Origin of the sequence: Paenibacillus sp. E222 (genome assembly GCF_013401555.1) — a bacterium.
In the GTDB taxonomy this organism is placed as follows: domain Bacteria; phylum Bacillota; class Bacilli; order Paenibacillales; family Paenibacillaceae; genus Paenibacillus.
Map to the genome: position 1 here is coordinate 1,358,294 of NZ_CP058552.1, position 14,119 is coordinate 1,372,412.

12 protein-coding genes are annotated in these 14,119 nt (G+C 46.7%); 9 read left to right on the forward strand and 3 right to left on the reverse strand.

What is annotated here, in order from left to right:
• Position 1 precedes the first annotated feature (1 nt).
• The 5 genes from HW560_RS06145 (at position 2) to HW560_RS06165 (ending at position 6,789) form a co-directional block, all read left to right on the forward strand.
• Positions 2-3,136, forward strand: a complete 3,135-nt coding sequence (locus tag HW560_RS06145) for a hybrid sensor histidine kinase/response regulator (protein WP_179262383.1) — start codon at positions 2-4, stop codon at positions 3,134-3,136.
• A gap of 168 nt (positions 3,137-3,304) precedes the next feature.
• On the forward strand, positions 3,305-4,621 hold the full coding sequence (locus HW560_RS06150) for an ATP-binding protein (RefSeq protein ID WP_179262385.1): 1,317 nt from the start codon (positions 3,305-3,307) through the stop codon (positions 4,619-4,621).
• An 84-nt stretch (positions 4,622-4,705) separates the two neighbouring features.
• Positions 4,706-5,074, forward strand: coding sequence for a DUF4180 domain-containing protein (locus HW560_RS06155; RefSeq protein ID WP_090902853.1), 369 nt, complete (start codon positions 4,706-4,708; stop codon positions 5,072-5,074).
• 54 nt (positions 5,075-5,128) lie between these two features.
• A complete protein-coding gene (locus HW560_RS06160; RefSeq protein ID WP_090902855.1) occupies positions 5,129-5,611 on the forward strand; it encodes an SRPBCC family protein in 483 nt (160 codons plus the stop codon).
• Positions 5,612-5,643: 32 nt separating this feature from the next.
• A complete protein-coding gene (locus HW560_RS06165) occupies positions 5,644-6,789 on the forward strand; it encodes an SGNH/GDSL hydrolase family protein (protein WP_371129174.1) in 1,146 nt (381 codons plus the stop codon).
• Positions 6,790-6,890: 101 nt separating this feature from the next.
• On the opposite strand, the gene HW560_RS06170 is transcribed toward HW560_RS06165, so the two are convergent.
• The gene (locus tag HW560_RS06170) at positions 6,891-7,424 is read right to left on the reverse strand and encodes a dihydrofolate reductase family protein (protein ID WP_371129175.1); all 534 of its coding nucleotides are present in this window, start codon (positions 7,422-7,424) and stop codon (positions 6,891-6,893) included.
• A 74-nt stretch (positions 7,425-7,498) separates the two neighbouring features.
• On the opposite strand from HW560_RS06170, the gene HW560_RS06175 reads away from it, so the two are divergent.
• From HW560_RS06175 to HW560_RS06190, 4 genes are all read left to right on the forward strand, one after another.
• The gene (locus HW560_RS06175) at positions 7,499-8,407 is read left to right on the forward strand and encodes a helix-turn-helix transcriptional regulator (protein WP_179262387.1); all 909 of its coding nucleotides are present in this window, start codon (positions 7,499-7,501) and stop codon (positions 8,405-8,407) included.
• A gap of 268 nt (positions 8,408-8,675) precedes the next feature.
• Positions 8,676-8,942 carry a CD3324 family protein gene (locus tag HW560_RS06180; protein WP_090902861.1) on the forward strand — a complete coding sequence of 89 codons (267 nt, stop codon included), beginning with the start codon at positions 8,676-8,678 and terminating at the stop codon, positions 8,940-8,942.
• Positions 8,943-9,102: 160 nt separating this feature from the next.
• Positions 9,103-9,648, forward strand: a complete 546-nt coding sequence (locus tag HW560_RS06185; protein WP_090902863.1) for a GNAT family N-acetyltransferase — start codon at positions 9,103-9,105, stop codon at positions 9,646-9,648.
• Positions 9,649-9,896: 248 nt separating this feature from the next.
• Complete coding sequence (locus HW560_RS06190) at positions 9,897-10,454, forward strand: class I SAM-dependent methyltransferase (RefSeq protein ID WP_090902865.1); 558 nt, start codon at positions 9,897-9,899, stop codon at positions 10,452-10,454.
• A 106-nt stretch (positions 10,455-10,560) separates the two neighbouring features.
• Here the strand turns inward: HW560_RS06190 and HW560_RS06195 are convergent, their stop codons facing one another.
• Complete coding sequence (locus HW560_RS06195; RefSeq protein WP_257031983.1) at positions 10,561-12,378, reverse strand: AbfB domain-containing protein; 1,818 nt, start codon at positions 12,376-12,378, stop codon at positions 10,561-10,563.
• A gap of 290 nt (positions 12,379-12,668) precedes the next feature.
• Entirely contained in the window at positions 12,669-14,114 is a 1,446-nt protein-coding gene (locus HW560_RS06200) for a DEAD/DEAH box helicase (protein ID WP_179262391.1), read from the reverse strand.
• Positions 14,115-14,119: the final 5 nt, after the last annotated feature.

Consider the following 14,119-nt stretch of genomic DNA (forward strand, 5'->3'; position numbering starts at 1 on the left):
GATGAAATTACTTCAAACGAAACGTATGGACCGTTACAGATATATGATCATCATGCTAATCATTGTTGGCGTATTGATTGGCATGCGCTCGGCATGGTCGGCGTTTTTCCATACGATTGATGAGCATCGCGTCGTTAATGGAGTGCTTGACTTAAGGGGCGTGGATCTGGATCAGTCCCCGGTCATGTACTTGAATGGGGAATGGGAACTTTACGCGGATGAGTTGCTGACCCAACAAGATATTGCGAAGAGGAATGGCGGTGCGAAGAGTGTCCAGGTCCCAGGAGACTGGGGGACTGCACAGAATCAGGAACAAGAGAGTTCGTACGGTTACGGAACATATCGCTTGCGCATTTTGACAGATCCGCTTCAGACGCCTGTCACCTTCTGGTTTAAGGGAATCCGAAATTCATCCGAGATTGAGATGAATGGATACAACGACGGGGGTATGGGTGAGGTATCCGCGGATAGCAGTACGTATATACCCAGAAGTACTTCATATACAGCGACTTACGATCACGAAGGAACAACATCTATTGAATTATTGATCCGCGTAGCCAATTACGACAGCCCGTATATGGGCGGAATTAGTAAGCCTGTTCGCTTCGGCTCACAGGCAGCCATTGATTTTTCGCGGTGGTACTCCATTGGGTTTCAGATGGTTACCTTTCTGATTTTGCTCCTTCACGGTATATATGCCTGTATTCTCTATGCATTTAATCCGCAGGAACGCGGCTTGCTGGTTGCGGCCATATTAACTTTATCTGTGGGCGCCGCAGTTATGATGGGTCATGATAATATTTTGATGTTATGGCTTCCGATTAATTATACCTGGGGCATTAAAATTCGATTAATCTCATTGTTGTTGCAAAATATATGTATCCTTCTGTTATTCCAGAGATTAACGATGGTTCATGTACGAAAGGCATGGCTACAGTGGCATGTTGTCATGACCTTGATCTATACGGCCGTGATTGTGGTGGTGCCCATTCATATTACCTTTGCCATGATCCATTACAACGTCATTAACGTATTCTTTCTTCTATCATTAATCTGGTATCTATACATCGTCGGAACAATGATCTTCAGGAAACAGGGGGATCGGGACATTGTGTTTCTGCTGCTTACCGCAGGAGGCATTACATCCAACCTGTTATGGAGTGTGGCCGAGACTGTCAGAGATGTGACGACAGTGTACTATCCAATCGATATCATTTTTGCGATTACCGGCTTCTCAGCCTACTGGTTCAAGAAGTACTTCAGGAATGTCCGAGAGAATATGAGACTGAATACAGAATTGCAGAAGAGTGACAAAATTAAAGATCAATTCCTGGCTAATACATCCCATGAACTGCGGACTCCGCTGCACGGAATCATTAACATCGCTCACAACGTGGTCACCCGAGAGAAGAGCAGGTTGGATGAACGGAGCCAGGAGGATATGGAACTGCTCATCACGATCGGTCGACGAATGTCCCATCTGCTTGGGGACCTGCTGGATGTAGTCCGGCTGAAGGAGCATCGAATTGTGCTGCGTCAGGTCCCCCTTTCAATACAGTCAGTGGTACCTGGTATTATCGCTATGCTGCAATTCATGGCAGAACGGAAACCGGTCCGCCTTCATATGGAAATTCCAGAATCATTCCCTCTGGTCCTGGCTGATGAAGAAAGACTTGTGCAGATTTTGTATAATCTGCTGCATAACGCGCTCAAACATACGGAGGAAGGGACGATCTCCGTAAGCGCCGAAATTCGTGAAGGACATGCCCTGATCCATGTGACGGATACGGGCATTGGCATGGATGAGGATACTAGGATGAGGATATTCCTTCCATATGAACAAGGGTCGTATGGAATAAGTGATGGACAAGGCATCGGGCTTGGACTGAATATCTGCAAACAGCTCGTAGAACTGCACGGCGGGGCACTAACGGTTCACTCGGAAATCGGAAAGGGCTCGGTATTCAGCTTCGATCTGCCGCTGGCGCATGAAACCCGTCAGGCTCAGTCGCAGCTCCCCCTGATCTGGGAACAGGCGATGGAGATAATGGAAGATGCTCCTGGTGGATTTCTGCTACGTCGCCCCGGTATGGGCGACGTAGAATCTTCGGCGACAGCGGAGATGGCTCCGTTGTTAAAAGAGGGGAAAGCAAACATTCTGGCTGTAGATGATGATCCGGTGAATCTGGATGTGCTGGTCAGCATTCTTTCAAATGAACCCTACACCATAACTACGGCCCGTTCAGGCCAGGAAGCGATGGAACTGCTGGGCACACGCCAGTGGGATCTGCTCATTACGGATGTGATGATGCCCAATATGTCCGGCTATGAATTAACCCAGAAGGTGCGGGAACAATTCTCCATGTCAGAGCTTCCGGTGTTATTGTTGACTGCACGAAGCCAGCCACCGGATATATATACCGGTTTTGCATCGGGGGCAAATGATTATGTCACGAAGCCTGTAGATGCGTTGGAGCTGAAATATCGGATACGTGCATTGACCATGTTAAATCAGTCCATCCAAGAGCGCCTGCGCATGGAGGCCGCCTATTTGCAGGCTCAGATTCAGCCCCACTTCCTGTTCAATACGCTGAATTCGCTTATGGTCTTAAGTGATATTGATACAGAGCATATGCGGAAGCTCGGTGAAGCCTTTTCATCCTATTTACGGATCAGCTTCAACTATCTCAATACAGGGGAACTGGTGAAATTATCACACGAGCTGGAACTCGTGGAAGCCTATCTTTTTATTGAGAAAACGCGATTTGAAGATCGCTTGTCGGTGGTATTGAACGTAGAGCCGGATCTTTCGTTGCTTCTCCCGCCGCTATCGATTCAGCCTTTGATTGAAAATGCCGTAAGACATGGGCTATTAAGCCGAAATGTGGGCGGGACGGTATGCCTGTCGATCTCTCGCCATGAGGGTTATACCCGTATTGAGGTGAAAGATAATGGCAAAGGCATCGAACCGGAGAAGGTTGCAGAGCTGCTACATGCTACGCCAGGTGGAAAAGGCGGAATAGGCATTGTGAATACGAACCGCAGATTGCTGCAACGGTATGGTCAGGGGTTATCTATTGTAAGTGAGCCCGGTGAGGGAACAATGGTGTCATTTGATATTCCGGATGAGATATAAGGAAATGGCCGCAGAAGTGAAGACTTCCGGCCTTTTTGTTTTGCTTGCACGTCGATTCCCTAATTTTTATTATTTTCTAATGCTTCTTACATATGTTAGTATATTTAACATTAGAAGCGCAGGTTTCGGTATTGGCGCTAAACGTTGCTATAGTGGGTGAAGAGATCGATGCGCAATTGGGTCAAAAATGAGAATGTGCAGATGACGGCCATTGCCTTTGCCACAGCGGTAGGTGCGCAATTCAAGATTAATCCATTCCGGGAAGATTATTTCCGAATCGGGTTGGGGGTCAGCATCCTTTTATTTCTGCTGATGATTATGCCGCACCTGTCTTATGTGAAGACAGGAATCTTGACAGGCATCGCGAATTTGCTGTTTCAGTCGGCAGATCTCATTAATCATGTACAGACCGTGTCCATTCTGGAAAGTATGCGGGACAATCTGGGGGCAGGCGTGTATTACGTGGTCTTTGCCTATGGGCTGAGCAAGTTCAGGCATCGATTTCATGAGATGCAGCCTCTTCTGCTCGGCGGGCTGATCACATGTATCGATTTCTCATCTAATTTTGTTGAGCTGCTTCTTCGCGGAATGTTAAGTGGGACCAATATCTTTTATATGAAGGAATGGTTGTATCTGCTTGTGGTGGGCGGTCTGCGAAGTTACTTTGTGATTGGGCTCTACAACAGTTTTGCGGTGAGGCAGATGCGGCTCTTGCATGCAGAGCAGGAGAAGCGAATGGAGCAGATGCTGAGCGTGAATTCGGGTCTGTATGGCGAAGCCTTTTATCTGCAAAAAGCCATGAATACGATTGAAGGCATTGCTGTAGACAGCTACGATCTTTATCGGGATCTGAGAGAGCAGGAATTGAACCAATATAGCCAGCGGACGCTCGGCATTGCTCAACAGATTCATGAGGTCAAAAAGGACTCCCAACGTATCCTTGCAGGTCTGTTGAAATTGTATGATAGCGAAAAAGCAGTGAATATGAGTCTTTCCGAGGTATTAAACTTTGCGATCAAAGGAAACCGGAAGTATAGCGAAATGCTGAACAGAAAGATTGAGATTCGCATCGAGCAGCAGTATGACTGTGACTCGCCTTACTATATTCCTCTCTTGACTGTCATGAATAATCTGATCGCCAATGCCGTGGAAGCTATTGAAAACGACGGAACGATTCGGATTCGAGTATTGGAAGAGGGAGCCGATGTGCAATTTGCAGTCATTGATTCGGGAAAAGGTGTACCCGAGGCGAAGCGAGATGTAATCTTTGAACCCGGTTATACAACCAAATTCAATGAAGTGGGCATTGCAGCAACCGGAATTGGCCTGTCCCATGTACGTGATATCGTTCAGTCCCTGGAAGGACGAATCAGTGTGGAATCGGCTCCACAAGGGGATAAGGGCTCCGCATTTGTCGTATCCATTCCGAAAGCAAATCTGGTCAATGGGGACGGTGCGGACCAAATGGTTCAAATGGATAAGTAAATAAATACACTCAAAAAGTCGTTGCTATTCATTAGGAAACTGCGAGATATTATAAAGAGAAAGGCTCGAGAAAGGAGAAATAAATTGAATATAACTATTGATCAACAGGGCAACTCCAAGGTTGCCATCATCGAAAGTGATGACATCGTTATTAACAATACTCAAGACGCTCTGGATCTGATGGCCTCTGTGAAATACACGGATGACGCACATAAAATCTTGATTGATAAATCCAATCTCACCGAAGATTTCTTCGAACTGAAGACCAAACTTGCAGGTGATATCTTGCAGAAATACGTGAACTACCAGGTGAAAATTGCCATAGTCGGAGATTTTGACGGATACAACAGCAAAAGTCTCAGAGACTTCATCTATGAGTGCAACCATGGCAAGCATGTTTTCTTTTTGAAAAACAAAGAGGAAGCACTCCAGGCTTTACATAATATCGATTAATTCCACATTCAGAGCGGTAAGCCATCGATTAATCCTTATGGAGGAGGTACCATTATGATTGCAGATTTGAAGTCAGTACCGAATGGCACCATAGCTTGTTTTGAACGTCATTGGAAGCACGCTGCGGAGGATGTATGGTCCTTTTTGACGGATAACGAAAAGCTTGCAAAGTGGTTCTCCGAACTCGAAGTAACGGACCTGCGAGAAGGTGGAAGCATCAAGTTTAATATGCCGGATGGTACCTTTAAGGAACTCAACATTATCGAGCTTATCCCTGGCACTATTCTCGAATATACCTGGGCAGAAGACCGTGTTCGGTTTGAGTTATATCCAGAGCCGAATGGGTGTCGTCTGCTGCTGCTCGAAACCATCCATCACATCACAAGCCATACACCTAAAGATTTAGCGGGGTGGCATGTCTGCCTGAACGTCATTGAGGCATTACTGGATGGTCGTACATTGGAATCTCGTGAAGCAGAATGGAAAATCTGGTACGAGAAATACCAGCAGCATGTGGATCGTTTTCTCAAAATCTAGTTAGATGAGACTGCCCCTTTGGGGCAATAATCATGCGGGAGGAACACATCGTGGGAGTTAATGAGAGATTACAATCGTACGCGTTGTCTGATGTTAGCAATCTCAAAGTACATGGCAGAACGACAGGACAACGGCCGCCCTTAACTTTGTTTTGGACCGGAAGTGCGGTTGAACTTAATGCAAAAGCTTCTGAGTTGTGGGTGGAGATCGAGTCCGATTATGACCTGTATGAACCTTGGATCAGCATTCTGATTAACGGTGTCCCGGTGAGCAGACAGATGTTAACGGCGGGTAGGTATTGGATCTGTGTATTCCGAGGAATGAACGAGAATGTGGTGAAAAATGTACGCATCGTCAAAGATGTACAGGCCATGAATGGAGATCCGGGCTGTTCCTTGCAGATTCATGCGGTGAAGTCCGATGGTGTCTTCGTACCTGTAGAGGAAAAACCGTACAAGATTGAATTTATCGGCGACAGTATTACATCCGGAGAAGGTGCAATTGGAGCCAAGACAGAAGAGGATTGGATTCCGATGTGGTTCAGTGCCATACATAATTATACGGCTATGACAGCAGAAGCGCTGAATGCAGAATACCGCGTCATCTCGCAGAGCGGCTGGGGTGTGCTGACGAGTTGGGATAACAATCCGAATGCAAATATCCCTGATTATTACGAGCAAGTCTGTGGATTGGTGACCGGAGATAAGAACGCAGCACTTGGCGCAGGGGACAAGCATGATTTTAACTCCTGGCAGCCGGATGTAGTGGTCGTTAATCTGGGAAGCAATGATGGAGGGGCCTTTCAAACCTCGGCGTGGCAGGACCCCGTTACCGGAAAGGTGTACAAGCAACGCCTGAACGAAGACGGCACTTACCATGAAGAGGATCTGGCTGCTTTTGAGAATGCCGTGACCCGATTCTTGACCCAACTTCGAAAAAACAATCCAGAAGCGCATCTTGTATGGGCATACGGCATGCTTGGATTCCCGATGATGCCAGCGATTTATCGTGCTGTTGACGCTTATACGAGACAGTCCGGAGATACGAAAGTCTCGGTGATACAGCTTCCCAATACGACCGAGGAGACGGTAGGCGCCAGAAGTCATCCGGGTGAGTTATCTCATCGAAAGACTGCTGATGCGTTAGCGGAGTATCTAAAGGGAATTTTAAAATTTTAATTTACATTTGAAATCGGAAGAGCCAGACCTCTCTTGAATTAGAGGGGCCTGGCTCTTAATTTAGTGCGCCTTGTACATCGGAGGAGATGTTTATACTACGGTTACTCCCCTTGTACCTGATAGCGAATCGAAATGATCTGTCCCAGCGTCTGCGTATGAATCATTTTGAAATGAGTTGGTACAGTCCCTGTTGGAAACAGGGGGATTCCTTTGCCAAGAACCTTAGGAATAATGGCAATCTCAACCTCATCGAGCAGTTGCTGTTCCAGAACGGCTTGCACCAGCTGGCCTCCGCCAACAATCCAAATGTCACCGCTGGAGTCCTGCTTCAATCGGGGAATCAGGTTCTCCACAGCCTCGTCCGTAAATTGTACATGTGGTGCAGGGGCTTGTTTGGAACGGGAAAGTACATACGTCGGGCGATCCGCATAGGGGAAATCCTCTGACAGCTTGAGCACCTCTTCATACGTAAGACGTCCCATGACCACCGATCCAATCGTTGAATAGAACTCGCCATACCCGTTATCGCCACCATCGCCTTCCACATCGAACAGCCAATCCACCGAACCATCCGGTCTTGCAATGTACCCATCCAGACTCATCGCAATATATAACACGACTTTATTGTTAGACATATCAATCGCTCCCTTCTGAAATGTATGATACACTCCAACTATGACAAATGTTGACGTAGTTAGGTGGGGTGAATATGAATAATCGAAAACTCGCATTGATGCGACTCATGGATTCGAGAAAGAAATTTACGGCTCGTGAATTGGCGGAGCGTTTTCAGGTGTCGATCCGTACGATCCAGCGAGATCTGAATGATCTGCAGGAGCTGGGCTTTCCTTTGTATACGGAGGTTGGAGTGAACGGGGGTTACCGAGTACTTCCTAATCGAATTTTGCCACCTCTTCAACTCACACAGCATGAGGCTTTGGGGTTGTTTATGATGATTGAATATTTGGAGAACGTCCCGGATTTTCCGTATGGATCGATTCGTGAGCATCTCGCCGAGGAATATTATTCAACTTTGCCTCAGGATGTACAGGATCTGATTACACGGATGAGGCAGCACATTACGTTCCTTCAACATCATGCTGTACAGGCCGAGGCATTAACAACAGAGATATTAGGCGCAGCAGTAGATAAAAGAGAGATTGAATTTATATATCATTCCCGGCAGGGACATAAAACAGTACAGGTCTTCCCCATCGGCATCTATTACGATCACGGGTATTGGTATATGCCGGCCCGGAGGAAGGATCGGGTGCTGTTGTATCGGGTGGATCGCATGCAGGAGCTGGTTATGCTGGATTCCATCGACGAGTCGGTTCCTAGTTTGCAAGAATGGTTGAATTTCAAGGAAGAGAGAGAAAGCATAGAAGTCGTGCTGCAATTCACGGATTTTGGGGCGAGACTGGCAGGGTCAGATGTACTGTTCAAGTCGGTTGAAGGTAATGAATGGCGAGGACTGGTTCCGCATGAGGAGTTTCCTTTTACAGCGCGGAAGCTGCTCTCCTATGGGCCTGAAGTGAAGGTGATTGAGCCGCTGGAGCTGCAACAACAAGTGAGAGAGATGCTGGAACGGAGTTTGAATCAGTACAATACGTTGTAAAAGGATATCGCGTTCTCATATGGAACATATATATAAGAGTACCATGAAAACAGCTTATAATAGGATTTACTGAATGGGGGGCTACCATGATTCAATTCATAAGAAGTTTCACGATCCGCTCTATGCAGAGTCCATGCGATGAACAACGGCGGTTGTTTGTATAGAGCTTGAAATTCATTTCCGCCACACCCGTATAATGCGTATAACAAGTGTTCATCGGTTGACTCTGCTGCCTTAAAGATTTTAACTTTTAAGGAGCGGAGCAAATATGAAATATATTAACGCAGACACCATCTTTCCGGAATCATTGCTAAAGGAGATCCAGCGCCACATCCCTGGTGGATTGGTGTATATCCCCAAACCGAAGGAAGCCCATCAAAAGTGGGGCGAGAATTCAGGCAGCCGGATGGTTTTGAAGCAAAGGAACGATGAAATCCGCCAGCTATTCGCTGCGGGCATGTCCATTGACCAACTCATAGAGCAATTTTGTTTGTCCATCGACAGTATCAAGAAAATTGTATATTCCAAAAAGTGATTTAAGGCTTAGAGCTGCATTCGAGAAATCGAATGTGGCTTTTTGTGCAGGATTTGGATTAAATAATTTGTTGCCTATATTGTGCAGGAGAAGACCAATACAATGAGATTACAGAACGTTTACTAACAAAACAGTACACTAGCCATGGGGGGAGTTACATTTGAAAATTGACGTGCAGATAGCGCATAACAACGAGTCATATATCATCAAAAATATGTATCCTTTATACCTTCATGATTTATCCGGACATTATGGGCTGGATGCAGAACACACCCCGAATCAACACGGGATTTTTGAAATGGGTGATGATTACAAAACGTTGCAAGATCAATATGATGTCCAGAACATATGGTGGGAAAAACCGAACGTTCTCTATACATTTTTGATTAGAGTAGATGGCGTACCAGCAGGTTTTGTATTTGTGGCTACTGCGCCTCATTGTTCGGCAGACACCGATTTCTTTGTACATGAATTCTTTCTGATGCAGCCATTCAGAGGTATGGGGATTGCAGAGAACGCTGCAAAAGAGGTATTCCGGAGATTTCGGGGCCGATGGGAGTTGTTCACGAATCCTTCAGAGAAAAATAAAGTGGGTCAACACTTTTGGCGTAAAACCGTATCGAACTATACCCAGGGAAATTATAAGGAGCTGCTGGACCAAACCCATGATGGTAAAAAGGTGATCTTTAGATTTTCAAATCGTTAATCGTTATTTTAGATACTTTAGTTTTATTATGTTTAAGGGCCAAAGGAGTAATCCGGTGGGCTCTTTTTTTGTTTATGGATATTTCTACGCATTTAACCCGCAGCATTCGCAAGGTTTGTCCTATCGGAATATGATATAGCATGCCAAGGTCGCCAATCTTCATTATTCTTCATCATCGTTTCATCGACTGCTTCTTCAAATGTGGATTCTATACTGAGCTCAGAAATCAAAATTGGGGGTAGGACAGCATGGAATGGTTATCTTTTTTTAATCAGTACATCCAGGGTCCACGATGGATTGGGGCGATTGCCCCCAGCTCAAAATATTTAGCAGCGAAAATGGTGAAAGACATCGCATTTGACCGTGCATCCTGCATTGTGGAATATGGGCCGGGCACGGGGGTGTTTACGGAAATGATGCTTGCGAACATACAGTCAGGGACGCTCCTGATCCTGATTGAAAACAACGCCCGTTTCTGCCAGTTGCTGCGCAAAAAGTACGGTCATCTTCCGAATGTACACATCATTCATAATTCTGCCGTGCATGTCGATCAGCACATACGACAATACGGACTGAACAAGGTTGATTACATTGTATCCGGACTGCCTTTTGCGAGTCTGCCTACGGAGGTTTCACTGGACATTTTAGCTAAATCAAGGCAATATTTGAAACAAGATGGCAAGTTCATTACTTTTCAGTACACGTTACTTAAACGAGGATTACTCAAGCAATTTTTCGAAAACGTAAGCATGACAAGGGTCTACCGTAACCTGCCGCCTGCTTATGTATTCAGCTGCAGCCGATAACAATGACGAATAGTAGACAGAAGAGGCTACATCTTCAGTTGTGAGTTCTGAAGAAGCAGCCTCTTTTTCGAGAAGTAGATGCTCATTCTCATCTCCGAGTGCTAAACTAAAAATCGCTTCGCCCAAACGTGGCGTCACCCTTCACCGTTGCGCTGCTGGAGGCATTGATGGCATCCAGCTGCAATACATAGTCGTAATGCCGGATGTAATATCCGGGCTGGCTGTACGACTGGAGGGATACTTTGGAGCTGTCAGCCCAGCCGGGGCTGCTCAGGAAGGTGGCATCTCCTTTGTAGGTGGCGGTATCCGTGTACGCTTCAAGTACGATTTTGTTGCTGGCATTGCGCTTCAGGAAGTAGCCAGGAAAGTTGATGGACTCCAGGGAGGTGCCTGTAGAGCTGCCCAAGCCGGGCACAACGCGGAAATGGGAATCCAGTACAGGTGAGACGTTGGCGTCGATCCGTGCAGTGAAGTTGGAATGACGGATGTACCGATCCGGATAATTGAAGGAGCTGAAACGGCTGTAATTTGTCGCATCAGGTGTTGCTGGGCCTAACATTTTGACCTCATGCAGGGTTGGGATGTACCAGTTACCCGGATTGTTCCACAGGACAGCATTGACCATATTAATACGCACATAACGGGCGGTAAAATGAACAGCGTCGGTCGTAAACCCATAGGTGGTGTTGCTGGTTCGGTCCAGCGTGGAGTAGTTGACGCCATCGTTGCTGATCTCAATTTTGTACTTATAATAGCCCTCCGAGCCTTTATACATAAACCAGGAGATATCGATCTCCGTGATGGTCTTCGGTGCGCCGAAATCGACCTGCCACCAGGCTGGCCAAGTATTGGACGATGCTGCCCAAGAAGTCTGATAGTTGCTGTCATTAACATTGGATGCAGATGAGCCGGAGGCTATGGAGATGGCGGTAGCTGTTTTGCCTTGGGCGTGATTAACAAGAGAAGGTGGCGTTACCGTGCCTTTTACAGCATCGATATTCCACTCTTTGTACCATTCCAGTGAGGCGGTTCCGTTTGAATCATCTAAGGTTAAAGGAAGCCAGATATGTTTATGTTCACCAAGATTGAGTGGATTCCAGCGGTCGCCCATATAAATATAAGATGTGGTGCCGCTGCCTGTAATGGTGGCAATATCATGGATCTGGGAGCCGAAGGCCGATGGATTGCCATAAGGTGTAAGAGCGGACCATGGGCCTGTCATAGACGATGTGGTTGCATACGCGCCCTGGTTTGGATACCAGCCAGCAGCCTGGGAGGTGAAGAGGTAGTAACGATTGCCCTTTTTCACAACGGCAGGAGCTTCACGATAGGCGTTCTCGAATTGCCAACCCACAAAGGATTCCACACCGGTATAGCTGGCGTTCATTTTGAAAATAGCCATGGTATCATTAGCCCCGCCATTCTTGCGGGATGCTGTGATCAGATAACCTGTACCGTCTGTATCTATAAAAACAGTCATGTCTCGTGACTCGTAATCCAAAGGCCGAAAACTTCCCTCATACGTGTATTTACCGTTTGGTGTGCTACTCGTTGCTACCGCGACCCGTCCCAGATTGTAATCTGTACCGTTCTCGTAATGTGCCCATAGCACATACTGCTTTGTGGCGGCGTTGTAGATGACTTTGGGACGTTCGATTTTGCTGGAGGCCAGCTCGGTGGCTGAATCCTTGGTCAGGATGGCATTGCTGAACGTCCAGTTCTTCAGATCGGTTGAAGTATAGACATTAACGCTGTCAAACTTGCCGCTGACCGCATGCTCGCCATACCAGTAATACGTGCTGCCGACTTTCAGAATGTTTCCGCTATTGGCCTGAATGGGATTGCCTGCGGTATCCAGCCAATCGGAACCGTTGGTGATCGTCACGCTTGCCGCGCTGGTCCGCTCGGGATGAAGGCCAAACATGGTTAGCGTGAGCGCGAAGACCAGAAACCAGACTGCTTTCCTGTTGCCCATTACACACACCTCCTAATATCGGTCCTTTGTGAAGCGTTTACATATTTAGTGTAATTAAAATGGAATCTTGTACAAGTGAACAATGTGTACCCTGATGAACAAATGGAACTTTATCCCGAATATAGCGGGGATAGCGAGTAATTTTATCTCATTTCAATATATAAAAAAGAGGATAGTCGACTTATAAAATAAGCCACTATCCCTTATTGAATAACACTCTATTTTAACGGGTTCAAAATCTATTTATGACCTTTGCGAACCTTGAGCTGCATTTTCTTGATCGTTGTATTCTGCATTACCTCAAGCACAAGTGGTCCTTTGCCGTTCAGAATTTCCACATCGGTTACATTATCCAGAATGGTAATAATCCCGATGTCGTCTGCAGTGACGCCTTCAATCTTGGCGATGGTGCCCACGAAGTCTACCGCACGAAGTTTCTTTTTCTTGCCTCCGTTGAAGTTCAGCTTCATGATCTGTTGGTTCAACTGTTCACGCTTGTCCTTTTTGCGATCAGGCACGATTTTCAATCGCTTCTCGAACTCTTCCCGGCGACGGTCCACAGCTTCCTCGGAAGGAGCTTTAACGACAGGGATCTCAAATCCGATATACGATTCGATCTCGGCCAGGCGTCTGCCATCCTTCGGGGTAACCAAAGTAAAGGCTTTACCTGTTTTACCTGCGCGACCCGTACGGCCTGTACGGTGTACGTATCCCTCTTTTTCCAAAGGAATATCGTAGTTAATGACATGGGTAATATTCGTGATATCAATCCCGCGCGCGGCTACATCCGTTGCAATCAGATAACGGAATTGTCCTCTTCTGAATGCATTCATCACTTCGATGCGCTCATCTTGTTCCATGCCTCCGTGGATGCGATCCGCTGGATAATCGAGATCAGCCATGACCCGGAACAGTTTATCCACGTTCTCCTGCGTACGACAGAACACGATACAGCTATCTGGGTTTTCAACAATAAACAGGTCCTGAAGCAGCGCCGTTTTGTTCACCTCTGGCACGTGAATCACGGCATGTTCAATCGTGGCTGTGGTAAGACCACTTGCCTTGATCTCAATCTCGACCGGATTGTTCATGTATTTGCGTGACAGCTTGGCTACATCTTCAGGGAACGTCGCGGAAAATAACATCGTCACTCGCTCACTAGGCAGTGCTTGAATAATGGATTGCACCGTCTCGATGAAGCCCATGTTCAGCATCTCATCGGCCTCGTCAATGACAAGGTATGAGATCCGATCCAGCGGCAGGGTGCCACGTTCGATATGGTCCAGTACCCGTCCAGGTGTGCCTACAGCGACATGTGTTCTTTGTTTTAACTCGGCTTTTTGAACATGAAAAGGAGACTGACCGTATAGTGCGGTTGCTTTAATACGCTTAAAGCGTCCGATATTGGTAATGTCTTCGTTCACTTGCAAAGCCAGCTCGCGGGTTGGCGTGAGAATCAAAGCCTGGGGTTTATTTTCGTTCCAATCTACCAGCTCACAGACTGGAATGCCGTAAGCGGCTGTTTTCCCGCTGCCTGTTTGGGATTTGACCACAAGATCTTTATTTTCAAGGGCGACTGGAATAACTTTGGTTTGAACCTCCGTTGGAGTTTCATAGCCCAGGCTATCCAGCGCTTTTACGATTTCTTCGCCAAGTCCATAATCTTTAAATTGTTGCTTACTCATCGTTA